This window comes from Micromonospora sp. NBC_01699 (assembly GCF_036250065.1).
GTDB lineage: Bacteria > Actinomycetota > Actinomycetes > Mycobacteriales > Micromonosporaceae > Micromonospora_G.
Genome location: NZ_CP109199.1, coordinates 1,189,957 through 1,214,562, shown reverse-complemented (window position 1 = coordinate 1,214,562; position 24,606 = coordinate 1,189,957). Strand labels below are relative to the sequence as shown.

The window sequence follows — 24,606 nt, the reverse complement described above, 5'->3', positions numbered from 1 at the left end:
GTCGCTGCTCATCCGAGCACCAGCGCCGTGACGGCGATGCCGGCGGCGGTCAGCGGTACGGTCGCGCCGGCGACCCAGTGACCGGCGGTGGCGGCTCCGGCGGACTGCCACACCGCCGGCATCCTGCCCTCGTAGCCACGGGAGAGCATCGCCAGGTAGACCCGCTCGCCGCGCTCGAACGCGCGCAGGAACAGCGCGCCGATACCGGCGGCGAAGCCGCGCAGTTGCCAGAGGAAGCGCGGGTCGTCGCCCCGGGAGAGTCGGGCGACCCGCATCCGTCGGGCCTCACCGGCCAGCACGTCGAGGTAGCGCAGCATGAAGGTGGCGATCTGGGTGAGGATCTGTGGGCAGCGCAGCCGGTCCAGGCCGAGGATCAGGTCCCGCATGGTGGTGGTCCCGGCCAGCAGCAGCGAGGCGAGTACGCCGAGGGTGCCCTTGGCGAGGATGTTCCAGCCGCCGTACAGCCCGTCGACGGAGAGGCTCAGGCCGAGCCAGTCGACCCGTTCACCGGCGCCGAGGAACGGCAGCACGAAGGCGAACAGGACGAACGGCAGCTCGATCAGCGAACGCCTGAGCAGCCAGCCGGGGCCGATCCGGGCCAGCGCCGCCACCACGACCACGAGCAGGGCATACCCGCCGTACGCCCAGAACGTCTCCCTCGGGGTGGCGACCACGGCGATGCTGAAGGCCACCATCGCCGTGATCTTCACCTCGGGGGGCAGCCGGTGCACGGGCGAGGTGCCGGCCCGGTAGAGCACGTGCGCGTGCCCGGCGCCCATCTACTTCACCGTTTCCGCGCCGGCCGGGGCGGCGGTCACCGGCTCGTCCCGCCCGGCCGGGGCGGATCCGCCCGCGCCGGTGCCCCGGCGGCGGGCCAGCCAGAACAGGCCACCGCCGAGCGCGAACGTGATCAGCACCCCGGCCACCCCGGACAACCCGGTCGACAGGTACGCGTTCTCCACGCCCTTCACGCCGTAGTCGGCCAGCGGGCTGTCGGCCAGCTCGTGGTCCCTGGTCTCCTGCGCCGGGCAGCTCCCGCCGGTGATGTTGTCCTCGGCGTCGAAGGTGCAGCCCTTGCGCAGCGAGGAGTCCAGCCCGTCCGGGTGGGACGAGGCGAAGTTGCTCACCACCCCGGCGAGCAGCAGGGCGACCAGCAGGCCGCCGACGAGGAAGGCCCATTTCCGCTGCTTCATCGCGCACCTCCGGCGATCGGGTTGCCCAGCGCCGGTACGGGCCGCAGGCCGCGCAGGGCGTAGACGAGGTCGGGTCGTACCTTGGCGACGGTGACCACGGTGGTGGCGGTGATCAACCCTTCGCCGATGCCGATCAGCAGGTGGGCGCCGGCCATCGTGGCGGAGAGCCCACCGAGCGAGCCGCCGAGGTCGGTGGTGCCGCCGAGCCAGTACTGGAGGATGAAGCCCTGCGAGGCGACGACGACGCTGATCATGGCGGAGACGAATCCGGTCACCGCCAGCCCGGCCGGCGTACGCGGCAGGACCCGGAGCAGGAGCGCGATCAGCAGGTAGCCGGCGGCGGTGCCGAGGATCGCCATGTTGGTGATGTTCAGCCCGAGCATGGCCACCCCGCCGTCGCCGAAGACCAGCGCCTGGACCACGAGCACCACCGCCACGCAGAGCGCGCCGACCCACGGGCCGACCAGGATCGCGGCGAGCGCGCCGCCGAGCAGGTGTCCGCTCACCGCACCGGTGAAGATCGGAAAGTTGATCATCTGTACGGCGAAGATGAACGCGGCCACCAGGCCGGCCATCGGCGCCAGCCGGTCGTCCAGGTCGCGCCGGCCGCGGATCACGCAGAACGCGAGCACGACCAGCGCGAACGCCGCGAAGATCGCGGCCACGGGACCGTCGACGATCCCGTTCGCGATGTGCATGGCAACTGACTGCACTAATCCTCCCCATCTGCGATGCGGCGTTCCGCGTCAGCGAGAACTCGGCGTACTTGCCCAGGCACCCTTATTGCCATCATCTTGCAACAACCAGGGAGACCGATCAAGATCGTGCCTGCTGAGCGGGGTAATGTCACGCCCCATGACGGGTTCTCGCCTCGCGCCGGGCGATTTGGCGCCAGAATTCACGCTGCCGACCGACGACGGCAAGACGCTCGCCCTCAAGGAGCTACGCGGCCGGAAGGTCGTGCTCTACGCGTACCCGGCCGCGATGACGCCGGGCTGCACCAAGCAGGCGTGCGACTTCCGTGACTCGCTCGCCTCGCTCCAGGCCGCCGGCTACGAGGTGATCGGCATCTCCCCCGACCAGCCGGCCAAGCTGGCCAAGTTCCGCGAACGCGACGCGATCACCTTCCCGCTGGTTTCCGACGCCGACAAGGAGGTGCTGATCGCGTACGGCGCCTACGGCGAGAAGCAGCTCTACGGCAAGACGGTCACCGGCGTGATCCGCTCCACCTTCATCATCGACGCCGACGGGCGGATCGAGCGGGCCCTCTACAACGTGAAGGCAACCGGTCACGTCGCCAAGCTCCGCCGCGACCTGGGCCTGGACTGAGGCAACCGCCACCCGGACCGTCGCCACCTTCACGCGACGGTCCGAGCGGCCGATCCCGACCGCCGGACGTACGTGCGCGCGGCTGCCGTCGAGGCTCTAGACTCGTACCCGCCAGCGGGAGTGGTGTAATGGCAGCCACGCAGGATTTAGGTTCCTGTGCCTTCGGGCGTGGGGGTTCGAGTCCCCCCTCCCGCACCAGAACGTCCCGGCGCTCGGGATCCCCGAGTCGGGACGTTTTGTATTCCCCCCCAGACGGCGCCGATCTTGCACTTGTGGTGGCGAACAATCCGGATGAGGGCTCCAATCCGGGCGCCACAAGTGCAAGATCGTCGACGAGATCGGTGGTGGAGGCATCGGCGGAGGTTACGAGCTTCCCAGCCGTGGCGGCGGGGAGCTGTCCGCTCGGCACCTCCCGGGTCGCCGGGCGATGTTGTCTTCGGTGGTGGCCACAATGTTGCCGAGGTGACGGATTCACGACTCCGTAGCGCGAACGAACTCCCGTGTGGGTGCATCGAACTGTACGACAACAACCCAGTTGAACCACCCAGGAGTTAATGATGCGCGCTATGCCCTTGGTCGGAACCCTCACCTGCCTGCTGCTCGTCGCGGCGTGCTCGTCACCCGTCGAGCACCAGGCCGGCGACGCGGCACCGGCCGGATCGCCGGCGCCCACGACCGGCGCGCCCACCGCAACGACGCCCGCGTCGCCCGCACCGTCCGTGCCGTCCGCACCGTCCGCACCGGCGTCCAGCGGCGACACCACCGCACCGCTCGTCCTCGGGCCGAATGGGATCGGCTCGCTGAAGCTCGGCATGACCCGTCAGCAGGCCACCGCGACGGGGCTGCTGATCGCGGACGAAGACAACTCGAACGGCGAGGGTTGCGTGCCCTATCACCTGCGCGCCAACTCGACCGGCAACGGTGTCGTCAGCCTCTCGCGGAATCTGGGAATCGCCGCCATCGACGCGTACGGCAGCATCAAGACGCCCGAGGGAGTGCGCATTGGCATGTCGAGCGCGGACATGCTCCGGATCTACCCGGGTTGGACGGCTGCCGACGGGGACGCCACCAACGGTCGCGGCCACGCGAAGGCGCCCGGCAACGACAGTGCCGTCTACCGCATCGCGACGCAGAACGGCACCGTCATCGAGCTGACCCTTCAGTACGCGAAGCAGGACTGCTACGAGTAAGCCCGCCCGAGACGACCGGCCTGCGGTGCCAGCGAGCTGGACAACCGCAGGCCGGTCAGGATCTCGTCGGTCAGGTCGACGTCGCCGACCTGTTTGATCTGCACGTAGACACCGAAGCCGCGCTGCGGCAGGTCGAGCACCACCTCGCTGAACGAGACCGAGGCACCGCACGACGTCCACCGCCGTACCAGTGCGGGGTTGCCGCCCACGGTCACGGTCCGGTCGGGTTGTTGGACGCACGAGTTGTGGCTGGGCAACGCGGGCGCCGGGCCGCCGGCGAGCAGGGCCCTGCTCGCACCGACGAACACGCCGGGTGTCCCGCTCGCCGGATCCGGCCACAGCGTCAGGTTCGGGGCGACCACGAGACCGGGTGCGGGGCCGGCGGGAAGTCGCAGCACCGAAGGGTTCCAGGCGGCGTTCCTCAGCTGACCGGCCCACTCCGGCGGCACCGCGACCGACAGGGCGCCGGAGGCGTCGTGTACGCGTACCCAGCCGGATCGGGGCGGCAGCGTGGAGCCGGAACCCGTCGTCGCGAGTACCGCGGCGAGTGCGACCAGGGCGCCGACGAGCCGCCCCAGCCGCCGCAGGACCCGGCCGTGGTTCGTGGTCCGTTCCATCGACACGATGACCTGGTTCAGCGCCTCGATCATGGCCGTGGCGGACGCCCAGCGTTGCCGTGGGTCGGGGTGCAGCGCACGTCGCACCAAATCGTCCACCATGGACGGTACGTCGGGCCGCACCTGGGACGGCCGGGGCAACGACCGCCCGGTTCGGTCCGCGCGGCCGGATCCCGACCAGGCCCGCTCGGGCGGGTTGCCGGTCAGCATGTGGTAGAGGGTCGCGCCGATCGCGTACACGTCAGCGCGGATGTCCAGTCCGCCACCGGGGGTGGCCTGCTCGGGCGGCATGTAGCCGGGTGTGCCGGCGGCGATCGTGAAGCCGGACGCGTTCGCGAGAGCCTTGGCTAGGCCGAGGTCGGCGACGAGTACCCGATCCCGGCCCGTGGCCGGTTGGAACAGCACATTGGACGGTTTGAGGTCACGGTGCAGCACGCCGGCCTCGTGCAGCACCGCGACGGCGCCGGCGATGTCGGCCGCGACGAGCAGGGCCTCACGCACCGGCATCGGCCCCGCGACGAGCCGATCCGCGAGGGTGCCACCGGCCGCGTACGGCATCACCAGGTACGGCCGCCCGTCGGGCAGCTCACCGACGTCGAGCACCCGTACGAGCAGGCTGGAATCGGTCCGCCGCATGATCCGCGCTTCCTGCTCGAACCGCTCCCGCAGATCGGAGTGGTACGACCAGTTGTCCGCCAGCACCTTGATCGCCACGGACGCGTCCAGAGCATCGTCGGCGCCGAGCCACACCGTCGCGAAAGCTCCGGAACCGATCCGCTCCATGACGCGGTATCGGCCGATCTTGTCCGGTACTGACACGCCCGTAGTATGGCGTACAAAATACGGGGGAACGGGGCGCGAGCATGCCGGTCGATCTTGACGTCGAGGAACTTGCCGGTCGCGCCGCAACGGGCGACGCCGCTGCCCTCGACGCGTTGCTCGTCCGGATCGGCCCCCAGGTTCTGCGGCAGTGCCTGCGCTTCCTCCCGTGCCGGCAGGATGCCGAAGAGGCGTGCCAGGATGCCCTCCTACAGGTCGCACGCAACATCGGCGGCTTCGGTGGACGGTCGCGGTTCTCCACCTGGTTGTACGTCGTCACGGCCAACTGCGCCCGGCAGACGTACCGGAGCCTCAAGCGCCGGGCCGACGAGCAGCCCGTACCGCTGCTCCCGATCGATGCCGCCGACCCGCGCACCACGAGCGTGATCGCGGGTTCCCGGCTCGACCTGCTGGATGCGCTGGAGCAGCTGGAGGCCCACCGGCCCGAGCTGGTCGCCCCGTTGGTACTGCGTGACCTGTGCCAGTTGACCTACGACGAGATCGCCGTACACCTCGCCGTTCCGGTCGGCACCCTGAAGTCGCGCATCCACGACGCGCGACGGCATGTACGCGCCTCACTACAGGCCACCTGACCCGCCGGGAGCGGCATCGGCTCTCTCAGGCCCGCGTACGCAGCCCGTCGAGAAGCAGGTCGCAGACGGCTTCCAGCGCCTCGGCGATCCCCGGCTCGCCCCACTCGGCCGCGTGCGCGGGATGGTGCCAGCGGGCGGTCGCCGCAAGCACCGCCCGCGCCGTACGGTCCACGTCGGCGACGGTGAAGTCGCCGTCGGCCACCCCGTCACCGATGATCACGGCGAGTTGCCGGACCAGGTCCTCCACGTGCGCGGCCACCACCGTCGAAGCCTCGCCGACCAGCACCATGTAGGTGGCGAACAGCTCCGGATCGTCCAGCGCCTTGCCCCGCTTCTCGGCGGCGAGGGTGGTGAGCCAGGCGCGCAGCCGTTGCGGGGCGGGCAGGTCGGCGGTGGTCAGCGCCGGCAGCGGCGCGTGTGCCCGGTCCAGCCACCGTTCGGCGACCGCCTCGCGCAGCGCCGCCTTGCTGGCGAAATGCCGGTAGACGCTGCCGTGACTGACGCCGAGGACGCGAGCGACGTCGACCACTGTCGTCTTGGCGGGGCCGAAGCGGCGGAGGACGTCCTCCGCCGCTTCGAGGATCTGCCCGGAGGTCAGAGAGGTGTCGGCCATGGGCACCATCTCACCGTTCGCTGTCGAGGTGCACCATGTCGGGGGCGGCATAGCGGGTTCCGGCCGCCGAGTCGGCCGGCACCGCCCGCTCGATGGCGGCCAGGTCGTCCGGGGTCAGCTCCAGTTCCAGCGCGCCGAGCGACTCGGTCAGCCGGTCCCGCTGGCGGGCGCCGACCAGCGGCACGATGTCCTGCCCCTGGGCGAGCACCCAGGCGATGGCGACCTGGGCGACGGTCGCGCCACGGGCGTCGGCGATCTCCCGCAGCGACTCGACCAGGCGCAGGTTGGCGGCCAGGTTGTCGCCGGTGAATCGGGGTACGTAGCTGCGGAAGTCGTCGGGCGCGAGTTGCCGGTCGGCGGTCCAGCGCCCGCTGAGCAGGCCACGGGAGAGCACACCGTACGCGGTGATGCCGATGCCGAGTTCGCGTACGGTCGGCAGGATCTGCGCCTCGATGCCCCGTGAGATCAGCGAGTATTCGATCTGGAGGTCGCTGATCGGGTGCACCGCGTGGGCCCGGCGGATGGTGTCGGCGCCGGCCTCGGAGAGGCCGATGTGGCGTACGTGGCCCTTCTTCACCTGCTCGGCGATCTCGCCGATGGTCTCCTCGATCGGCACGTTCGGGTCGACCCGGGCCAGCCGGTAGGTGTCGATGTGGTCGGTGCCCAGCCGCCGCAGCGAGTACGCGAGGAAGTTGCGCACCGCCTCGGGGCGCCCGTCGATGCCGCGCCAGCCGAGGTCGGGGTCGCGCAGCCCGCCGAACTTGACGCTGATGTTGACCTCGTCGCGGTTCCGGTCGCGCAGTGCCCGGCCGATCAGCATCTCGTTGTGGCCCATGCCGTAGAAGTCGCCGGTGTCGAGCAGCGAGATGCCGGCGTCGAGGGCGGCGTGGATGGTGGCGATGCCCTCGGTCTCGTCGGCCGGGCCGTAGAGGTCGGACATGCCCATGGTGCCGAGGCCGAGTGCGGAGACCTGCGGGCCGTTCTTGCCGAGGGTGCGGATTTCCATGATCGGTTTTCTCCTCCGGAGGGATCGGCTCGGTTCGAACTCAAGTATGGGACGACAACTGACAGATTTCAAATTCTGTCAGCCCACCGCGACTGTTACCGTCGTCACCATGGTCGAACGCCGGCCGGTGACCCGGCACCGAACCGGCGAAGATGGCCGGCGTGACCCACCGCTTCGTGCTCGATCCCGAGCTGACCGCAGCGCTCCGGCAACAGCTCGTCACGCTCTGGACGGAGGTGACGAACGCCGGAGGCGCGGTCGGTTTTGTCGCCCCGGTCAGCGAGGATCAGGTCCGGCCGGTGGCCGACGCCGCCTTCGCCGGCATCGAGCACGGTCCGGACCGGCTGCTGGTCGGCTACGCCGAGGACGGTGCACCGGCGGCCTTCCTGATCTTCGCGGACAACCGGTTCGCGCTCAAGGACCACTGGTGCGTACTCAAGCGGGTGATGGTGCACCCCGACCGGCAGGGCGGCGGGCACGGCGCGGCACTGCTGGCCGAGGCCGAGCGGATCGGTCGCAAGCTGGGCCTGGAGGCACTCCAGGTGACCGTCCGGGGTGGACTGCACCTGGAACGGTTCTACCAGCGCTGCGGCTACCGCGAGGTCGGCCGGCTGCCCGGCGCGCTGCGCCTCGCCCCCGGCGACGACCGGGACGAGATCCTGATGTGGCTACCGCTGCTCTGACCGGGGTTGGCGGGCCGGTTCAGTGCGTACGGCACCCGCTCGGAGCACCGCCGCGACCCGGTGGAACGCGACGTCCGATCACCGCCAGCGCCGACCGGCGCCGCGTCGCAGAGTGGAACCCGGTCCGCGTACGGCAATCGCGGGTCGGCTCGTTCCGCTCCCGCGAAAGGCAGAGGATGCACGTCGTACCCGGGCTCAAGGTGTTGTATTTCGGCACTCCGGTGGTGCTGATCAGTTCCCGCAACCCCGACGGCACCGCCAACCTCGCACCGATGTCGTCGGCCTGGTGGCTGAACCAGTCGTGCCTGCTCGGGCTCGGCAACAGTGGCCAGACCACGGCCAACCTGCTCCGCGAACGGGAGTGCGTGCTCAACCTGCCGTCGGCGTCGATGGTGGACGCGGTTGACCGGATAGCGCTCACCACCGGTCGGCCGGACGTGCCGGAGCACAAGATCACAAAGGGCTACCGGTACGAGCCGGACAAGTTCGCCCTCGGCGGACTGACCGAACAAGCGGCCGACCTGGTCCGGGCGCCCCGGGTCGCGCAGTGCCCGATCCAGCTCGAATGCCGGGTCGTCGCGGCCCACCCGTTCGGCGGTCCCGATGGTGACTGCACCGCGTTCGAGGTCGAGGTGCTGCGCACCCACGTGGAGGAAAGCCTGCTCATCCCCGGTACGCCGTACGTGGACCCGATCGGCTGGGATCCGCTGGTCATGAAGTTCTGCGAGTTCTTCGGCGGTGGGGAGAACGTGCACCCGTCCCGGCTCGCCGACGGCTGGAACATGCCGCACCGGCTCGCCCCCACCGGCGGCTGACCCACGAAGGGGACCGCAGAAGAGGACCGTCGAAGAGGACCACCGAACGGGCCGCCGAACGGGACAGTCGATGCTAGTCGCGGCAAAGAGTTGCAAAGTGGTACTACCGTCGTCCCCGATCGTCAATCCGGGGAGGAAACATGCGGAAAGCACCACCGAAACTGTCCATGATCTCGGCCGGAGTGCTGGCGGTGGCCGTACTGGTCGCGGGTGGCGCCGGGCCGGCGACGGCCCGGCCGGCGGCCGACGGTCGGGGCGGGTCCGGCGGCCTGCCGACCGAGGCACTCGACGCGGCGCTGAGCGGGATCACCACGGCCGGCATGATCGGCGCCTTCGCCGAGGTACGCGACGGCCGGGCCACCTGGCGCGGCGCCACCGGCCTGGCCGACATCACCACCGGCCGGGAGGTACGGCCGGGCTACCAGCACCGGGTCGGCAGCATCAGCAAGAGTTTCACCGCGACCACCGTGCTCCAGCTGGTCGGTGAGGGCCGGATCTCGCTCGACGCACCGGTCCGGCGCTACCTGCCCGGCCTCGCCCCCGACGGGGTGACGGTACGGATGCTGCTCAACCACCGCAGCGGCATCGGCAGCTACGACCGGGTCATCTTCGCCACGCCCGAACTTGTCGAACAGCACCGCACCACCACGTTCACCCCGCGCGAACTGGCCCGGATCGGGCTGGACATGCCGGCGACGAACCCGCCCGGCGCCGCGTTCGCGTACTCCAACACCAATTACATCCTGGCCGGGATGATCGTGGAACGGGTCACCGGACGCCCCGCCGCCGAGGAGATCCGGCGCCGGATCCTGCGCCCGCTCGACCTGGACAACACCTACCTCCCCGGCACCGCGCCCCGGATCACCGGGCCGCACAGCCTGGGCTACGTCCCCTGGTACGCGGGCGAACTGCGGGACTTCAGCGTCTACAACATGTCCTGGGGTTGGACGGCGGGCGAGCTGGTCTCCACCACCACGGACCTGGACCGGTTCTTCCGGGCACTGTTCAGCGGGCGGCTGCTGCGCCCGGCCGAGCAGGCGCAACTGCTCGGGTTCCTGCCGACCGACCCGACCGACCCGGACGGGGTGCGGTACGGGTTGGGTGTGCTGGCCCTGCCGCTGTCCTGCGGGCAGGCGTGGGGGCACGACGGGGTGGTGTTCGGGTACAGCACGATCTCGCTGCACTCGCCGGACGGCCGCCGGCAGGTGACCGTCGCGCTGAACGCCTCCCACTACCAGACGCCCGGCGCACCGGACCCGATCGGTGCGGCGACGGCTCAGTTCATCAGCACCGCGCTCTGCGGGCCGGAGAGCGCCGATTCGGCCACGGCGCGTACCTCGGTGGATCGTGAACTGCGGCTCACCCCGGCGCCGGGGCTGGCCGCGTACGCGCCGGGCGGGCTGGGGTAACCACTGGCCGGGTACGTCCGCACCGCGCCGCGTCCGGAAAGGTTCAACAGCCGGGCGCGGCGCCGGGCGGCTCAACCAGTGCTTCGACCGTGCTCGCCGGCTCGTTCGGCTCGCTGACCGCAGCGGTCGGGGCCGCGCTCGGGGTGGGGCGGGTCGACGGTGAGCGGGCGGGAGTCGGCGTACGGGCACCGGCGGCCGGGGCAGCCGCCCCGGACATCGTCACCGTGCTGCGCTGGACCTGTTCGGGGGCCAGCCGGATGTTGGTGGCGGTCGCCTGGCGCCCGTACACGTCGGTCACCCTGATGCTGTACGGCCCGGCGCCGAGTCCCCCGTCGACGATCCAGTAGTTGTAGTTCTGCCGGCCGGCGGTCCGGAAGCCACCGCCGGTCCCCTTCGCCTCGACCGAGCGCAACGGGTTGCCGTGGTTGCCCACCTGTACGGCGAACCACCACTGCGAGGTGCCGTCCTTCATCCGGAAGGTGAGCGGGCCGGATGACGGCGGGTTGACCACCGCCCGGTAGCTCACCGGCACCACGCCCTGAACCGGGTCGGCGATCCTCGCGAACGCCTCCCTGGACAGGTCGATGTGGCCGGGCGCGCATTCGGGGCACTGGTCCATGATCACCACCCGTACCCTGCCCTTCGGCCCGGTGACGTCGAGATATCCGCCGCAGGCGGCTGCCGACGCGTATTCGGACGGGCCGAGCGCGACGTAGAGCCGGTCGGCCGGGGCGCTCGGAAACGAGCAGTTGCCGCCGGCTCCGGCCGAGTCGTAGAAGGTGGCTTTTCCACTGTGGACCGTGTTGCCGGTCGGCGGCGCGGCAAGCGCGGCGGCACAGGCCGGTTCGGCTCCGGAACGTACGGCCAGCACGATGCCGAGTACGGCGGCCACGCCGGTGATCCCGGCCGCCGTCAGCCAGCGGATCGGCGCACGGGTGGCCCGCCGATGACCACCCCGACGTCCGGTGCCGTCGTCGCCGAGCGGGTTGCCGTGGTCGGGAGCCGCATCCGGGTCAGTCACGCCGACCGATGCTGCCGCAGCGCCGGCCAACACGCAACAGCCGGCCGAATTCAACCGAGCAACTCCACCTCGTCACCGATGGTGAGCGTGCCGCAGTCGACCGCCCGGCCGACGGGGTCGGCGTCCGGGGGCAGTTCGACGGCGAGTTGCAGGCCGAAAAGCAGGCGGCGGCCGATGTTGCGCCGGACGGCGAGCGTACGCAGTGGTTCCTGTCCGCGTACGCCGGTGTCCTGGTCGGTCGCGGAGACCACGCACCGGCCACACTGGGTCAGGCCACGAAACACCGTCGCGCCGATCCGGACCCGTCGGTCGACCCACTCCCCCTCGGCCCACGGCGACCCGCCGGCGATCACCAGGTTGGCGCGGAAGCGACTCATCGGCAGCGGCCCCTCCGGGCTGCCCGACTCCAGCAGCCAGGCGTTGAACTCGTCCAGCGAGGCGGTGCTGGTCAGCAGCAGCGGCGTACCGTCGGCGAAGTTCACCGAGGTGCCGGCACCGTCGGGGACCGGCTGCATGACCGGATTGGCGGCCGGGTCACCGAGCCAGGCCAGCCGGACCGGCTGCCCGAGCAGTCGGCTGAGCCAGTCGTCGGCGGTCGGCCCGGCGGCCAACGCCGGGGTGGTCGGCCGACTCTCGAACACCCGTACCTCGATCGGCTCGCCGCCGTGCGGTTCGGCCAGGTCGAGCGCGGGCCGGCCGGGCGCGGCCAGTTCCAGCCCACCGGGCCGGGGCACCGCCCGCAGGGTGACCAGTTCCGGATGTTGGCGCTGGGTGACACCGACCCCGCCGTCGTCCACGATCAGCCAGCGCCGGTCGCCGGCCAGGCCCCACGGTTCGACCCGGGCCGCGTCGTGGTCCAGCCGGCGACACCCCTTGATCGGGTACGTGTGGATGGCGGCCAGTCGCATTCCGTCAGGATCGCACGCGGCTACCGGGGCCGAAATCCCCGAACGACGGGGACCCGCGGTGCCCGAAATCCCGAACGACGGGGCCTACCAGGCCACTCCGATGCCGTCGCCGGGGAACCAGTGTCGGGCCGGGGTCTCCCGGTAGACAAGGAACCGGCGGCCGGTGTGTTCGGCGTACTCGGCGAGCACGTTGGTCACCGTGGCGTTGTCGGTGAGCAGGCGGGCGCCGGGCGCCAGCTTCGGCTCGACCGCCTCGAACTCGTTGCGCTCGTGGGCGGCGCTGTGGTCGCTGTCGTGCAGGAACAGGTCGACCGGCCGATCGAGGTCCCGGATCGAGGCGATCGAGTCGCCGATCACCAGGTCGACCACCCCGGACCAGGGCTCGGCTCGGGCCAGGTAGCCGGCTTCGGGGTTGATGTCCAGGGAGGTGACCCGGCCGGGGTGTCCCTCGGCGGCGTTACGCAACAGCGCCGAGGCGAGTACGCAGGTGCCGAGCCCCTTGTCAACGCCGGTCTCGACGATGTGTGCCGGTCGGGTCGCGCGGACGATCGCGTACCAGCCGATCCGGCGGGCGTAGCGCACGTGCCGGTCGGCCAGTCCACGGCGGGCGGAGGCGGCGGTGGTCCGCTCGATGTGCCGGCGCAGGTCCTGGTCCGACTCGATCTCCGCCAGGTAGTCCCGGACCTGCTTGACCGGGGTGTCGCAGAGGACGCTGACGAACCAGGCGAGGTGTTCACGGCTGAGCCGGGTCAGGTCGTACGTGTAGTTGTGGTGCTCGCGGGAGGTGAACAGCCAACGGGCGGAGACTCGGACCACACGGGCGTCGTACCGGGCCACCTGGAGCAACCGTTTCGGAAAGGCCGCGACGGGTGCGAGCGGGGTACGGGCGATCCTGCGCCGGAACCTGGTTCCATCCACGATGTTGGTTGTATCACGTCTCCCGCGACCATGCCGGCGCTCCGCGGAAGGTTCAGTCGAGTCGGCGGGCGATCAGAAATGCCGCCTGCCGCCTCGGCTCCTGACGGACCGGCTCGTGCACGGTTGTCACCAGGACGTGGAAACCGGCCTCGGTCAGCATCGCCGCGACCGCCTCCGGACGGCGGTAATACAGGACCAGGTCGACCTCGTGGCCCCACGCCTCGGCGAAGTGCTTCGGGGCCTCGCCGACCTGGAAGACCAGCATCAGCGGGGCCCCCAGGGTCAGCACCCGGTGGAACTCGGCCAGCACGCCCGGCAGCTCCCGATCGGGGATGTGGATGGTCGAGAACCAGGCGTTGAGGCCCGACAGGCTCCCGTCGGGATGGTCGAGGCCGGTCATCGTGCCGACCTCGAACTCCAGCTCCGGAAAGTTGGCTCGGGCCTGTTCGACCATCCCCGGTGACAGGTCGATCCCGAACACGTCGACCCCCCGGGCGCGCAGGAACGCCGTTATCTGCCCCGGACCGCACCCCACGTCGGCGGTCCGCCCGATTGCCAGCTCGGCGAAGAGCGTCAGCATGCTCCGCAGTACCGGCTGTCGGGGCAGTTCGTCGATGAAGAGGTCGGAGTAGCCGGCGGCCACGGAGTCGTACGAGGAACGGGTCGAGTCGAGGAGTCGAGGTCGGTCATGACCGGAAAACCTATCGGTCACCGGGAACCCGACCGGCGGCGCGTCCGGCGTACGTCATTGCTTCCTGAATGATTCTATGCATAGAGTGCTCCCGTGAATGACGATTCACTTGTCCGAGATGTGGTAATGGTCGCCACGCCCCCGACGGACCAGGTCCTCGACCTGTTCCACGGCATCCGGCTGACCCCGACCCAACGCCGGATCGCGCACAGCCTGGTCCAGCACGCGGCCTCGGCGGCGTACCTGTCGGCGGCCGAGATCGCCGAACTCGCCCAGGTCAGCCAGCCCTCGGTGACCCGGTTCGCGATAGCGCTCGGCTACGACGGCTACCCCGCGCTGCGCCGCCGGCTGCGCGAGATCACCGCCGGCGAACGGGGCCGCCCGGCGTCGGACGTACCGGCCGGGAACGAACTGCAACGGGCGGTCAGCGCCGAGGTGGAGAACCTGCACCGGCTCGCCGAACAGCTCGGCGACCCGGACAGGGTCACCACCGCCGGGGCGCTGCTCGCCAACAGCCGTCCGCTGCCGGTGCTCGGGCTGCGTGCCGCCGCCCCGCTGGCCTCGTACTTCGCCTACTTCGCGGCCAAGGTGCACCCGGACGTACGGGTGCTCGACACCGGTGGCAGCCTGCTCGCCGACCGCCTCGACCAGTCCCGTACGGCCGGCGCGACCGCGCTGCTCGCCATCGTGCTGCCGCGCTACCCGCGCGAGTCCCTCGACGCGCTCCGCGAGGCGCGGCACGCCGGACTGTCCATCGTCGTGATCACCGACTCGGCGGTCAGCCCGGCCGCCGAGTACGCCGACATCGTGCTGCCCGCCGCGGTCGGCGCCCAGCTCGTGTTCGACCTGCACACCGCCCCGATGACCCTGGCCATGGTGCTGCTCCAGGCGATCTGCGACGCCGCACCCAGCCACACCCAGCGCCGGTTGGAGGAGTTCGAACAGTCCGCCGCCCGCCGCCAGGTGTTCCTCAGCTGAATCCGTCACCCACCGTTGCGCCAGGAGACCCCGATGTACCAGCCCGTTCGCGCCGCACGCGGCAGCACCCGTACCGCAGTCGGTTGGGCCCAGGAGGCGGCCATGCGGATGCTGATGAACAACCTCGACCCGGAGGTGGCCGAGCGCCCCGAGGACCTGGTCGTGTACGGCGGCACCGGCCGGGCCGCCCGCGACTGGCCGTCGTACCACGCGCTGATCCGGACGCTGACCGAACTGCGTGACGACGAGACGATGCTGGTGCAGTCCGGCCGCCCGGTCGGGGTGCTGCGTACGCACGAGTGGGCGCCGAGGGTGCTGCTGGCCAACTCCAACCTGGTCGGCGACTGGGCCAACTGGCCCGAGTTCCGCCGCCTGGAACAGCTCGGTCTGACCATGTATGGCCAGATGACGGCTGGCTCGTGGATCTATATCGGTACACAAGGTATTTTGCAGGGCACCTACGAGACGTTCGCCGCCGTCGCCGCGAAGCGGTTCGGCGACACCCTCGCCGGCACCCTCACGCTCACCGCCGGCTGCGGCGGCATGGGTGGCGCCCAGCCGCTCGCGGTGACCATGAACGGCGGCGCCTGCCTGATCGTCGACGTCGACCCGGAGCGGCTCGCCCGCCGGGTGCGGGACCGCTACCTGGACCGGGTAGCGGACACCCTGGACGAGGCGGTCGAGGCGGTGCTGGCCGCGAAGCGGGAGCGTCGGGCGCTGTCGGTCGGCGTGGTCGGCAACGCGGCCGTGGTCTTCCCCGAGCTGCTGGTACGCGGCGTCGAGATCGACATCGTGACCGACCAGACCAGCGCGCACGACCCACTGTCGTACCTGCCGGTGGGGGTCGAACTCGCCGACGCCGCCGAGTACGCCGCCGCCAAGCCGGCCGAGTTCACCGACCGCGCCCGCGCCTCGATGGCCCGACACGTGGCGGCGATGGTCGGCTTCCTCGACGCCGGTGCCGAGGTCTTCGACTACGGCAACTCGATCCGGGGCGAGGCCCAACTCGCCGGGTACGAGCGCGCCTTCGACTTCCCCGGCTTCGTGCCGGCGTACATCCGGCCGCTGTTCACCGAGGGCCGGGGACCGTTCCGCTGGGCGGCGCTCTCCGGCGACCCGGCCGACATCGCCGCCACCGACCGGGCCGTACTGGAACTGTTCCCGGAGAACGAGTCGCTGGCCCGGTGGATCCGGCTGGCCGGTGAGCGGGTCGCCTTCCAGGGCCTGCCGGCCCGGATCTGCTGGCTCGGGTACGGCGAACGGGACCGGGCCGGGGTCCGGTTCAACGACATGGTCGCCTCCGGCGAGCTGTCCGCCCCGGTGGTGATCGGGCGCGACCACCTGGACGCCGGGTCGGTCGCCTCGCCGTACCGGGAGACCGAGGCGATGGCCGACGGGTCCGACGCGATCGCCGACTGGCCGCTACTGAACGCCCTGGTCAACACGGCCAGCGGAGCGTCCTGGGTGTCCATCCACCACGGCGGCGGGGTGGGCATCGGTCGCTCGATCCACGCCGGGCAGGTCTGCGTCGCCGACGGCACGGCGCTCGCCGGCCAGAAGATCGAACGGGTGCTCACCAACGACCCGGCGATGGGCGTGCTCCGCCACGTCGACGCCGGCTACCCGAGCGCCGCCGAGGTGGCCGGACGCACCGGCCTGCCGATCCCGATGGACCGGGCATGACAGGGAACAGCCGGTCGGCAGACGCGGGGGTGGCCGCGTTCCGGGCGTTGTGGGACGAGATCGCGCCGATCGGGCGTGATCCGGTCAGCGGCGGCTACCTGCGGTACGCCTTCGGTGAGCCGGAGCTGCGGCTGCGGGACTGGTTCCGGCGGCAGGCCGCCGACCGGGACATGCCGGTCGAGCAGGACGGCAACGGCAACCTCTTCGCCTGGTGCGGCGACCCGGCACAGGGTGACGCGGTCCTGGTCGGCAGCCACTTCGACTCGGTGCCGCACGGCGGCGGCTACGACGGGCCGCTCGGCATCGTCAGCGCCTTCCTGGCCGTGGACCGGCTGCGCGCGGGCGGGCGGGTGCCGTACCGGCCGGTCGGGGTGGTCGCGTTCGCCGAGGAGGAGGGGGCCAGGTTCGGCGTACCGTGCCTGGGGTCCCGGCTGCTCACCGGCGAACTGCCGGTGGAGCGGGCGGCGGCGCTCACCGACTCCGACGGCACCACCCTGGTCGAGGCGCTCGGCGCCCGGCCGGTCGGTGCCCGCCCCGACCTGCTCGGTCGGATCGGCACCTTCGTCGAGTTGCACATCGAACAGGGCCGGGCCCTGGTCGACCTGGCCGCACCCGTCGGCGTGGCCAGCGGCATCTGGCCGCACGGGCGCTGGCGGATGGACTTCACCGGCGAGGCCAACCACGCCGGCACCACCAGGATGAGCGACCGGCGCGACCCGATGCTGACGTACGCCTTCACCGTGCTCGCCGCGAACAAGGAGGCCCGACGGTACGGGGCGCAGGCCACCGTCGGCCGGGTCGAGGTGGAACCGAACGCTACCAACGCGGTGCCGTCGCGGGTCCGAGGCTGGCTCGACGCCCGCGCCGCCGAGGTCGCCACCCTGGACTCGCTGGTCGAGGCCGTCGGGCAGAAGGCGGCCGAGCGGGCGGTCCGGGACGGGACCGGCGTACGGCTGACCCGTGAGTCGGTGACCCCGCTGGTCGAGTTCGACGGCGGTCTGATCGAGCTGTTCCGGAAGGTGCTGGACGACGGCGTACCGGTGCTGCCGACGGCTGCCGGGCATGACGCCGGGGTGCTCGCCGCGTACCTGCCCACCGCGATGCTGTTCGTCCGCAACCCGACCGGGGTGTCGCACTCGCCGGCCGAGTACGCCGGTGACGACGACTGCGCCGCCGGGGTGAGCCGGCTCGCCGACGTACTGACCGCCCTGGCCTGCGGACCGGTTCCGGAGACAACCGGCGATCCGGCGGAGGAAGCATGAGCAACGACCGGTTCCACGCCGAGTACGCCTGGCTGCCCGGCCACGAGGAGCCGCTGCCGGACGTGCTGATCGAGGTCGTCGACGGGCGGTTCGGCGAGGTCACCGCCGGGGTGGAGGCGCCGCCAGGCGTGACCCGACTGCCGGGGGTCACCCTGCCGGGGCTGGCGAACGCCCACTCGCACGCGTTCCACCGGGCGCTGCGCGGGCACACCCACACCGGCGGCGGCACGTTCTGGACCTGGCGGGACCGGATGTACGAGGTCGCCGCCCGACTCGACCCGGACACCTACCTCGCGCTGGCCCGCGCCACGTACGCCGAGATGGCCCTGTCCGGCATCACCTGCGTGGGCGAGTTCCACTACCTGCACCACGAGGCCGACGGCAGCCCGTACGCCGACCCGAACGCGATGGGTACGGCGCTGGTTGAGGCCGCCGCCGAGGCCGGGATCCGGCTCACCCTGCTGGACACGCTCTACCTCACCTCCACCGTGGACGGTCAGCCGTTGGCGGGGGTGCAGCGCCGGTTCGGCGACCGGGACCTCGACGCCTGGTCGGACCGGCACGACCGGCTGCCGACCACACCGCACCTGCGGATCGGGGCGGCCCTGCACTCGGTCCGGGCGGTGCCGCCGGGCGCACTGTCCGCCTTCGCCTACCGCAACAGCGGTGGCCCGCTGCACTTCCACCTCTCCGAGCAGCGGGCCGAGAACGACGCCTGCCTGGCCACCCACGGCTGCACGCCGGTCCAGCTCCTCGCCGACATGGGCGTACTCGGCTCGAACGCGACCGCGGTGCACGCCACCCACCTGACCGGGAACGGCGTGGCCCTGCTCGGCGAGGCCGGCACCGGCGCCTGCCTCTGCCCGACCACCGAACGGGACCTCGCCGACGGGATCGGACCGGCCCGTGCCCTGGTCGACGCCGGTAGCCCGCTCAGCCTCGGCTCGGACAGCCATGCCGTGATCGACCTGTTCGAGGAGGCGCGCGCGGTGGAACTCGACGAACGGCTGCGTACCGAGCGGCGCGGGCACTTCACGCCGGCCGAACTCACCCACGCCGCCACCGCCGCCGGGCACGCCGCGCTGGGCTGGTCCGACGCCGGCACGATCGCCGCAGGCTTCCGCGCCGACCTGGTCACCGTCGCGCTGGACAGCGTACGGACGGCGGCGGTGCCGCCCGCCGGGGTGTTCTTCGCCGCCACCGCCGCCGACGTCACCGATGTGCTGGTCGACGGGCGGGTGGTGGTCCGGGACGGCCGACACGTCCGCCTCGACGTGGCGGCCGAGCTGGGCCGGTCGATCGGGCAGGTGTGGCGGTGAACGCCCACTCCGGACCGAGCCTGCTGGTCGACAACATCGGTGAGCTGGTCACCAACGAGCCCTACGGCGACGGCGGCCCGCTCGGCATCCGGCGCCGGGCGGCGCTGCTGGTCGAGAACGGCCGGATCGTCTGGCTCGGGCCGGCGAAGTACGCCCCGGCCGCCGACGGGCGGATCGACGCCGACGGCGCGGCGGTGCTGCCCGGTTTCGTGGACAGCCACTCCCACCTGGTCTTCGCCGGTGACCGGGCGACCGAGTTCGCCGCCCGGATGGCCGGGCAGCCGTACACCGGTGGCGGGATCCGGACCACGGTCGGCGCCACCCGCGCCGCGAGCGACGACACGCTGCGCGCGAACGTGTCCCGGCTGCGGATCGAGGCGCTGCGCCAGGGCACCACCACTATCGAGATCAAGAGCGGGTACGGACTCAGCGTCGCCGACGAGGCCCGTGCGCTGCGGATCGCCGGTGAGTTCACCACCGAAACCACCTTCCTCGGCGCCCACGTCGTCCCACCCGAGTACGCCGACCGCCCGGACGACTACGTCGGGCTGGTCTGCGGGCCGATGCTGCGCGCCGCCCTGCCGTACGCCCGCTGGATCGACGTCTTCTGCGAGCGCGGCGCGTTCGACGCCGACCACGCACGCGCGATCCTGACCGTCGGTCAGGCCGCCGGTCTGGGCGTACGGCTGCACGCCAACCAGCTCGGACCCGGCCCCGGCGTTCAACTCGCGGTGGAACTCGGCGCCGCCAGCGCGGACCACTGCACCCACCTGTCCGACGCCGACATCGACGCGCTCGCCTCCAGCAGCGGCGTGTGGCTCTCCGAGCCGGTGCCGAACACCGTCGCCACCCTGCTGCCCGGTGCCGAGTTCTCCACCCGGTCGCCGTACCCGGACGCCCGGCGGCTGCTCGACGCCGGAGCCGTGGTCGCGCTCGCCACCGACTGCAACCCCGGCTCGTCGTACACCTCCTCGATGCCGTTCTGCATAGCGCTCGCCGTACGCGAAATGGGGATGACCCCGGCGGAGGCGGTCTGGGCCGCGACCGCCGGTGGGGCGCGGGCGCTGCGCCGCGACGACGTCGGCGTGCTGCGCAGGGGCGCGCGGGCCGACCTGACCATCCTCGACGCGCCCTCGTATCTGCACCTGGCCTACCGGCCAGGGGTACCGCTGGTCCGCCAGGTCCTGCACAACGGAGTACCGCAATGTCAGTAGTCACCGTCACCCCCGCCGGCGTCACCCCCGCCGACGTGCTCGCCGTCGCCCGCGGCTCGGCCACGGTCGTGCTCGACCCGGCCACCATCGAGGCGATGAAGACCAGCCGGGCGATCGTGGACCGGATCGAACAGGACGGCCGCCCGGTATACGGCGTCTCGACCGGCTTCGGCGCGCTCGCCAACACGTTCATCGCACCCGAACGCCGGGCGGAACTGCAACACGCCCTGATCCGCTCGCACGCCGCCGGGATCGGCGCCCCGATGCCACGCGAGGTCGTCCGGGCGATGATGCTGCTGCGCGTACGCTCGCTCGCCCTCGGCCGGTCCGGGGTCCGCCCGCTGGTCGCGCAGTCCCTGGTCGACCTGCTCAACCACGACGTCACCCCGTGGGTGCCGGAGCACGGGTCGCTCGGCGCCTCCGGTGACCTGGCCCCGCTGGCGCACTGCGCGCTGGCCCTGCTCGGCGAGGGCTGGACCCTCGGCAAGGGCGGTGCCCGCGAGGACGCCTCGGTGGCGCTGCACCGGGCCGGGCTGACCCCGATCGAGCTGGCCGCCAAGGAGGGCCTGGCCCTGATCAACGGCACCGACGGCATGCTCGGCATGCTGCTGCTGGCGATCGACGACGCGGAACACCTGTTCGCGATGGCGGACGTCACCGCCGCCCTGGCGATCGAGGCGATGCTCGGCACCGACCGGCCGTTCCAGCCCGAGTTGCACAGCATCCGCCCGCATCCGGGGCAGGCGGTCTCGGCGGCGAACATCCACCGGCTGCTCCAGGGCTCCGACATCATGGACTCGCACCGCGACGACCTGGTGCACGCGGTCCAGGACGCCTACTCGATGCGCTGCGCCCCGCAGGTCGCCGGCGCCGCCCGGGACACCCTCGGTTTTGTCAGCTCGGTCGCCGGCCGGGAACTCGTCTCGGTGGTCGACAACCCGGTGGTGCTGCCGGACGGCCGGGTCGAGTCGACCGGCAACTTCCACGGCGCCCCGCTCGGCTTCGCCGCCGACTTCCTCGCCATCGCCGCCGCCGAGGTCGGCGCGATCTCCGAGCGCCGGGTGGACCGGCTGCTCGACGTCACCCGCAACCGGGACCTGCCGGCGTTCCTCACCCCGGACGCCGGGGTCAACTCCGGGCTGATGATCGCTCAGTACACGGCGGCCGGCATCGTGGCGGAGAATCGCCGGCTGGCCGCACCGGCGTCGGTCGACTCGCTACCCACCAGCGGCATGCAGGAGGACCATGTCTCGATGGGCTGGGCCGCCACCCGCAAACTCCGTACGGTGCTGGACAACCTGACCAGCCTGCTCGCGGTGGAACTGCTGGCCGCCGTACGCGGCCTGCAACTGCGCGCCCCCCTCGCCCCGTCCCCCGCCGGCCGAGCGGCGGTCACCGCGGTGGCCCGCTTCGCCGGCGAACCCGGCCCCGACATCTTCCTGGCCCCCGTCCTGGAGTCCGCCCGCACCACCATCATCACCCGCCCCCTACGCACCACCATCGAATCCCACATCGGCCCCCTAACCTAACCCGCCCCCACCCCGCCCTCCCCGCCCTCCCCTCCCCCCTCCCCCGCCCCCGCTTCCTCCGGCGATCTTGCAGTTGTGGCCGTATACATACCAGGCGAAACGGGCAATCCCTGGCACCACAAGTGCAAGATCGGCGGGAGAGGCGGGGGGACGGGGACGCGGGGGGGTGGGGGGTGGGGGGTCAGGTTGGGAGTAGGGACTTGGCTATGACTTTGGATAGGGCGCGGAGGGCTTTGCCTCGGTGGCTTATTGCGTCTTTTTCGGTGGGGGTGAGTTCGGCGTTGGTGCGGTCCTGGCCGTCGCCGAGGAAGATCGGGTCGTAGCCGAAGCCGCCCTCGCCGCGCGGAGCGCGCAGCAGCCGACCGGGCTGCCGGCCGTCGACCAGGTGCTCCTTGCCGCCGGGCAGCACCAGCGCCACCGCGCAGACGAAGGCCGCGCCCCGGTGCTGGTCCGGTACGTCGCCGATCTGGCCCAGAACCAGTTCGAGGTTGGCCCGGTCGTCGCCGTGCCGGCCCGACCAGCGGGCGCTGAACACCCCCGGCATGCCGCCCAGCGCGTCCACGGCCAGGCCGGAGTCGTCGGCCACCGTCGGCAGACCGGTGTGCTTCACACCCTCGCGCGCCTTCAGCAGGGCGTTCTCGCCGAAGGTGAGCCCGGTCTCCGGCACCTCCTGGTACGCGGGCAGATCGGCCAGCCCGACCAGTTCGATCCGCTGTGGACCGAGCGCACCGTCCAGGATGCGCTGCAACTCAACCAGCTTCTTGGCGTTGCGGGTCGCCAGCAGCACCCGGATCATCGACTCTCCTCGTCCCACTGTCAGCCGGCCAGGGCCTTGCGTTGGGCGTCGGCCAGCTCCGCGCAGCCGAGCACCCCGAGGTCGAGCAGGGCGTCGAGCTGGTCCCGGCCGAACACGTTCGCCTCACCGGTCCCCTGCACCTCGACAAAGTCGCTCGTGCCGGTGCAGACGATGTTCATGTCCACCTCGGCGGCCACGTCCTCCAGGTAGTTCAGGTCGAGCCGGGGCTCACCGTCGACAATGCCGACACTGACCGCCGCCACCGACCGGTGCATCACCGAGGCCGGCTTACCGGCCAACGCCTTGCGGGCGGCCAGCCAGCCGACCGCGTCGTGCAGGGCCACGTACGCGCCGGTGACCGAGGCCGTACGCGTCCCACCGTCGGCCTGCAACACGTCACAGTCGAGCACGATCGAGTTCTCGCCCAGCGCCTTCAGGTCGATGCAGGCCCGCAGGCTGCGCCCGATCAGCCGGGAGATCTCCTGGGTACGGCCGCCGACCCGGCCCTTGACGCTCTCCCGGTCCGACCGGGTGGTGGTCGCCCGCGGCAGCATCGAGTATTCGGCGGTGACCCAGCCGAGCCCGGAGCCCTTGCGCCAGCGGGGCACCCCCTCGGTGACGCTCGCCGTGCAGAGCACTCGGGTCTGGCCGAACTCGACGAGCACGGACCCTTCCGGGTGCACGCTCCACTGCCGGGTCAGTGTCACCGGCCGGAGTTCATCGGGCTGCCGCCCGTCAGGTCGCGCCATGGGGGCAGCCTATGTGTTACACCGCAGCCCGCCGCCCCAGGGGCACCCCCGTACGCCGCGCCACCGGCCCGAGGGGCACCGGCGGCCGCGCCACCGAAGCCGAGCAGCGGCGGGCTGACGCGGTGCCGGCGGTGCCGTTCAGGCGGAGACGGGAACACCCACCGGGACGTCGTGCGCGCGGAGGAACCCCTCGACCGAGGCGGCCCAGCCGAACCGCTCCGCACGGGCGCGGGCCGCCGCCCGGCGTTCCGCCTCCGGCCTGGCCAGCAGGGTGGCGATCGCCTCGGCGAAGCCCTCGCCGGTGCCGTCGGCGCCCAGACCGGCCGAACCGACCACCTCCGGCAACGCGCTGGCGGCGTTCACGACGACCGGCGTACCGCAGGCGAGCGCCTCCAGCCCGGCGAGCCCGAACGTCTCCACCGGCCCCGGCGCGACCACCACGTCGGCGCTGGCCAGCAGCGCCGCGACCCGGTCCCGGTCGGGCAGGAAGCCGAGGAAGTGCACCGGCAGCCCGGCGGCCCGCTGGCCGAGCGCGGCCCGGCGGGGTCCGTCGCCGACCACCACCAGCGTCGCCGGCACGCCCGCCGCCCGCAGCGCCACCAACGCGTCGATCGCCAGGTCGGGCCGCTTCTCCGGCGACAGCCGGCTGCAATGCACCAGCAGCACCTCGTCGGCGGCCGCGTACTCGGCGCGTACGGCCGGGTTGTGCGCGTCGGGGTGGAACGAGTCCAGGTCGACGCCGAGCGGCACCTGGGTCAGGTTCGGCGCGCCGATCCGGCGGAACTCGGCCGCGGCCCAGTCGGTGGTGCAGACCACCCGGTCGTACGTCGCCACCGTCCGCCCGTTGACCACGTCGGCCAGCCGTTGCCCGACCCGCGCCGGCGCACCCCAGACGCCGAGTAGCCCGGTCAGGCTCTCGTGCGACACCATCAGCGACGGCACCCCGTGTGCCTTCGCCCAGGCGCCGGTCCAGCGCAGGGTCGACCGGTCGGACACCTCCAGCCGGTCCGGCTCCAGTTCCTCCAGGAGTTTGCGCAGCCGTCGGCGGCCGGTCAGCACCCGGTAGCCGCCGGTGCCGGGCAGCGCCGGTCCGGGCAGGGTGATCACCCGGTCCGGGCCGACCAGTTCGTCCCCGGCGCGCTCGCCGGGAATCACCAGTACGGGTTCGTGTCCGGCCGCCCGGTAGCCGGCGCCGAGGCAGCGCAGCGCGGTGCGCAGCCCACCGGAGCGCGGGGTGACGAAGTTCGCCAGCCGGACGATGCGCAGCCCCG

Annotated in this window: 25 protein-coding genes and 1 tRNA gene; 13 read left to right on the top strand and 13 right to left on the bottom strand. The window is 71.9% G+C overall.

The genetic code is table 11. The features are described from left to right. Positions 1-8: 8 nt before the first annotated feature. Genes cbiQ through OG792_RS05510 form a run of 3 tightly spaced genes read right to left on the bottom strand, consistent with a single transcriptional unit; the run spans position 9 to position 1,906 of the window. Entirely contained in the window at positions 9-779 is a 771-nt protein-coding gene (gene cbiQ, locus OG792_RS05520) for a cobalt ECF transporter T component CbiQ (protein WP_329107947.1), read from the bottom strand. Further along, entirely contained in the window at positions 780-1,193 is a 414-nt protein-coding gene (locus OG792_RS05515; RefSeq protein ID WP_329107945.1) for a PDGLE domain-containing protein, read from the bottom strand. Then, on the bottom strand, positions 1,190-1,906 hold the full coding sequence (locus tag OG792_RS05510) for an energy-coupling factor ABC transporter permease (RefSeq protein WP_329107943.1): 717 nt from the start codon (positions 1,904-1,906) through the stop codon (positions 1,190-1,192). Before OG792_RS05510 ends, OG792_RS05515 begins: the two co-directional genes overlap by 4 nt. A 142-nt stretch (positions 1,907-2,048) precedes the next feature. Between OG792_RS05510 and bcp the strand changes: the two genes are divergently transcribed. The 3 genes from bcp (at position 2,049) to OG792_RS05495 (ending at position 3,712) form a co-directional block, all read left to right on the top strand. After that, positions 2,049-2,522, top strand: coding sequence for a thioredoxin-dependent thiol peroxidase (gene bcp / locus OG792_RS05505; protein WP_329107941.1), 474 nt, complete (start codon positions 2,049-2,051; stop codon positions 2,520-2,522). 114 nt (positions 2,523-2,636) lie between these two features. Next, a tRNA-Leu gene (locus OG792_RS05500) sits at positions 2,637-2,720 on the top strand. Between the two features lie 368 nt (positions 2,721-3,088). Beyond that, positions 3,089-3,712, top strand: a complete 624-nt coding sequence (locus tag OG792_RS05495) for a hypothetical protein (protein WP_329107939.1) — start codon at positions 3,089-3,091, stop codon at positions 3,710-3,712. On the opposite strand, the gene OG792_RS05490 is transcribed toward OG792_RS05495, so the two are convergent. Next, positions 3,703-5,148, bottom strand: coding sequence for a serine/threonine-protein kinase (locus tag OG792_RS05490; protein ID WP_329107937.1), 1,446 nt, complete (start codon positions 5,146-5,148; stop codon positions 3,703-3,705). The two genes, OG792_RS05495 and OG792_RS05490, sit on opposite strands and share 10 nt — an antisense overlap. A gap of 44 nt (positions 5,149-5,192) precedes the next feature. Here OG792_RS05490 and OG792_RS05485 point away from each other — a divergent pair, with 44 nt between their 5' ends. Next, entirely contained in the window at positions 5,193-5,741 is a 549-nt protein-coding gene (locus tag OG792_RS05485; protein WP_329107935.1) for an RNA polymerase sigma factor, read from the top strand. A 25-nt stretch (positions 5,742-5,766) separates the two neighbouring features. On the opposite strand, the gene OG792_RS05480 is transcribed toward OG792_RS05485, so the two are convergent. Both OG792_RS05480 and OG792_RS05475 read right to left on the bottom strand, forming a co-directional pair. Continuing rightward, positions 5,767-6,354 carry a TetR family transcriptional regulator gene (locus OG792_RS05480; RefSeq protein ID WP_329107933.1) on the bottom strand — a complete coding sequence of 196 codons (588 nt, stop codon included), beginning with the start codon at positions 6,352-6,354 and terminating at the stop codon, positions 5,767-5,769. 10 nt (positions 6,355-6,364) lie between these two features. Next, a complete protein-coding gene (locus OG792_RS05475) occupies positions 6,365-7,360 on the bottom strand; it encodes an aldo/keto reductase (protein ID WP_329107931.1) in 996 nt (331 codons plus the stop codon). A 161-nt stretch (positions 7,361-7,521) separates the two neighbouring features. Between OG792_RS05475 and OG792_RS05470 the strand changes: the two genes are divergently transcribed. The 3 genes from OG792_RS05470 (at position 7,522) to OG792_RS05460 (ending at position 10,267) form a co-directional block, all read left to right on the top strand. After that, the gene (locus OG792_RS05470) at positions 7,522-8,043 is read left to right on the top strand and encodes a GNAT family N-acetyltransferase (RefSeq protein ID WP_329107929.1); all 522 of its coding nucleotides are present in this window, start codon (positions 7,522-7,524) and stop codon (positions 8,041-8,043) included. A 176-nt stretch (positions 8,044-8,219) separates the two neighbouring features. Next, complete coding sequence (locus OG792_RS05465) at positions 8,220-8,858, top strand: flavin reductase family protein (RefSeq protein ID WP_329107928.1); 639 nt, start codon at positions 8,220-8,222, stop codon at positions 8,856-8,858. A 140-nt stretch (positions 8,859-8,998) separates the two neighbouring features. Further along, positions 8,999-10,267, top strand: a complete 1,269-nt coding sequence (locus OG792_RS05460) for a serine hydrolase domain-containing protein (RefSeq protein ID WP_329107926.1) — start codon at positions 8,999-9,001, stop codon at positions 10,265-10,267. Between the two features lie 43 nt (positions 10,268-10,310). On the opposite strand, the gene OG792_RS05455 is transcribed toward OG792_RS05460, so the two are convergent. The 4 genes from OG792_RS05455 to OG792_RS05440 all read right to left on the bottom strand — a co-directional run bounded on the left by OG792_RS05455 (position 10,311) and on the right by OG792_RS05440 (position 13,826). Next, a complete protein-coding gene (locus tag OG792_RS05455; protein WP_329107924.1) occupies positions 10,311-11,288 on the bottom strand; it encodes an expansin EXLX1 family cellulose-binding protein in 978 nt (325 codons plus the stop codon). Positions 11,289-11,338: 50 nt separating this feature from the next. Next, complete coding sequence (locus OG792_RS05450; protein ID WP_329107922.1) at positions 11,339-12,196, bottom strand: MOSC domain-containing protein; 858 nt, start codon at positions 12,194-12,196, stop codon at positions 11,339-11,341. An 84-nt stretch (positions 12,197-12,280) separates the two neighbouring features. Next, positions 12,281-13,114 carry a class I SAM-dependent methyltransferase gene (locus tag OG792_RS05445; protein ID WP_329107920.1) on the bottom strand — a complete coding sequence of 278 codons (834 nt, stop codon included), beginning with the start codon at positions 13,112-13,114 and terminating at the stop codon, positions 12,281-12,283. Positions 13,115-13,166: 52 nt separating this feature from the next. Further along, on the bottom strand, positions 13,167-13,826 hold the full coding sequence (locus tag OG792_RS05440; RefSeq protein WP_329107918.1) for a class I SAM-dependent DNA methyltransferase: 660 nt from the start codon (positions 13,824-13,826) through the stop codon (positions 13,167-13,169). Between the two features lie 105 nt (positions 13,827-13,931). Here OG792_RS05440 and OG792_RS05435 point away from each other — a divergent pair, with 105 nt between their 5' ends. The 6 genes from OG792_RS05435 to hutH are packed head-to-tail and all read left to right on the top strand — an operon-like array spanning position 13,932 to position 21,790. After that, complete coding sequence (locus OG792_RS05435; RefSeq protein WP_329107916.1) at positions 13,932-14,783, top strand: MurR/RpiR family transcriptional regulator; 852 nt, start codon at positions 13,932-13,934, stop codon at positions 14,781-14,783. 33 nt (positions 14,784-14,816) lie between these two features. Then, positions 14,817-16,466, top strand: coding sequence for a urocanate hydratase (hutU, locus tag OG792_RS05430; RefSeq protein ID WP_329107915.1), 1,650 nt, complete (start codon positions 14,817-14,819; stop codon positions 16,464-16,466). Beyond that, the gene (locus OG792_RS05425; protein ID WP_329107913.1) at positions 16,463-17,728 is read left to right on the top strand and encodes an allantoate amidohydrolase; all 1,266 of its coding nucleotides are present in this window, start codon (positions 16,463-16,465) and stop codon (positions 17,726-17,728) included. Before hutU ends, OG792_RS05425 begins: the two co-directional genes overlap by 4 nt. Continuing rightward, complete coding sequence (locus OG792_RS05420; RefSeq protein WP_329107912.1) at positions 17,725-19,047, top strand: formimidoylglutamate deiminase; 1,323 nt, start codon at positions 17,725-17,727, stop codon at positions 19,045-19,047. Before OG792_RS05425 ends, OG792_RS05420 begins: the two co-directional genes overlap by 4 nt. Further along, positions 19,044-20,261 carry an imidazolonepropionase gene (gene hutI / locus OG792_RS05415; RefSeq protein WP_329107910.1) on the top strand — a complete coding sequence of 406 codons (1,218 nt, stop codon included), beginning with the start codon at positions 19,044-19,046 and terminating at the stop codon, positions 20,259-20,261. Before OG792_RS05420 ends, hutI begins: the two co-directional genes overlap by 4 nt. After that, complete coding sequence (gene hutH, locus OG792_RS05410) at positions 20,252-21,790, top strand: histidine ammonia-lyase (protein WP_329107908.1); 1,539 nt, start codon at positions 20,252-20,254, stop codon at positions 21,788-21,790. Before hutI ends, hutH begins: the two co-directional genes overlap by 10 nt. Before the next feature lie 181 nt (positions 21,791-21,971). Here hutH and rdgB read toward each other — a convergent pair whose 3' ends face one another. The 3 genes from rdgB to OG792_RS05395 all read right to left on the bottom strand — a co-directional run bounded on the left by rdgB (position 21,972) and on the right by OG792_RS05395 (position 24,601). Continuing rightward, a complete protein-coding gene (rdgB, locus tag OG792_RS05405) occupies positions 21,972-22,586 on the bottom strand; it encodes an RdgB/HAM1 family non-canonical purine NTP pyrophosphatase (RefSeq protein WP_329107906.1) in 615 nt (204 codons plus the stop codon). A gap of 20 nt (positions 22,587-22,606) precedes the next feature. Continuing rightward, entirely contained in the window at positions 22,607-23,335 is a 729-nt protein-coding gene (gene rph / locus OG792_RS05400; protein ID WP_329107905.1) for a ribonuclease PH, read from the bottom strand. Between the two features lie 138 nt (positions 23,336-23,473). Beyond that, positions 23,474-24,601: a glycosyltransferase gene (locus tag OG792_RS05395; protein WP_329111128.1), complete on the bottom strand. Its 1,128-nt coding sequence runs from the start codon at positions 24,599-24,601 to the stop codon at positions 23,474-23,476. Between the last annotated feature and the right edge of the window lie 5 nt (positions 24,602-24,606).

What these genes read in the sequence shown, in the direction of transcription:
- cbiQ (WP_329107947.1), bottom strand. Translation starts at nt 779, where the DNA reads ATGGGCGCCGGGCACGCGCACGTGCTCTACCGGGCCGGCACCTCGCCC.
- OG792_RS05515 (WP_329107945.1), bottom strand. Translation starts at nt 1,193, where the DNA reads ATGAAGCAGCGGAAATGGGCCTTCCTCGTCGGCGGCCTGCTGGTCGCC.
- bcp (WP_329107941.1), top strand. Translation starts at nt 2,049, where the DNA reads ATGACGGGTTCTCGCCTCGCGCCGGGCGATTTGGCGCCAGAATTCACG.
- OG792_RS05495 (WP_329107939.1), top strand. Translation starts at nt 3,089, where the DNA reads ATGCCCTTGGTCGGAACCCTCACCTGCCTGCTGCTCGTCGCGGCGTGC.
- OG792_RS05485 (WP_329107935.1), top strand. Translation starts at nt 5,193, where the DNA reads ATGCCGGTCGATCTTGACGTCGAGGAACTTGCCGGTCGCGCCGCAACG.
- OG792_RS05480 (WP_329107933.1), bottom strand. Translation starts at nt 6,354, where the DNA reads ATGGCCGACACCTCTCTGACCTCCGGGCAGATCCTCGAAGCGGCGGAG.
- OG792_RS05475 (WP_329107931.1), bottom strand. Translation starts at nt 7,360, where the DNA reads ATGGAAATCCGCACCCTCGGCAAGAACGGCCCGCAGGTCTCCGCACTC.
- OG792_RS05465 (WP_329107928.1), top strand. Translation starts at nt 8,220, where the DNA reads ATGCACGTCGTACCCGGGCTCAAGGTGTTGTATTTCGGCACTCCGGTG.
- OG792_RS05460 (WP_329107926.1), top strand. Translation starts at nt 8,999, where the DNA reads ATGCGGAAAGCACCACCGAAACTGTCCATGATCTCGGCCGGAGTGCTG.
- OG792_RS05450 (WP_329107922.1), bottom strand. Translation starts at nt 12,196, where the DNA reads ATGCGACTGGCCGCCATCCACACGTACCCGATCAAGGGGTGTCGCCGG.
- OG792_RS05435 (WP_329107916.1), top strand. Translation starts at nt 13,932, where the DNA reads ATGGTCGCCACGCCCCCGACGGACCAGGTCCTCGACCTGTTCCACGGC.
- hutU (WP_329107915.1), top strand. Translation starts at nt 14,817, where the DNA reads ATGTACCAGCCCGTTCGCGCCGCACGCGGCAGCACCCGTACCGCAGTC.
- OG792_RS05425 (WP_329107913.1), top strand. Translation starts at nt 16,463, where the DNA reads ATGACAGGGAACAGCCGGTCGGCAGACGCGGGGGTGGCCGCGTTCCGG.
- OG792_RS05420 (WP_329107912.1), top strand. Translation starts at nt 17,725, where the DNA reads ATGAGCAACGACCGGTTCCACGCCGAGTACGCCTGGCTGCCCGGCCAC.
- hutH (WP_329107908.1), top strand. Translation starts at nt 20,252, where the DNA reads ATGTCAGTAGTCACCGTCACCCCCGCCGGCGTCACCCCCGCCGACGTG.
- rdgB (WP_329107906.1), bottom strand. Translation starts at nt 22,586, where the DNA reads ATGATCCGGGTGCTGCTGGCGACCCGCAACGCCAAGAAGCTGGTTGAG.
- rph (WP_329107905.1), bottom strand. Translation starts at nt 23,335, where the DNA reads ATGGCGCGACCTGACGGGCGGCAGCCCGATGAACTCCGGCCGGTGACA.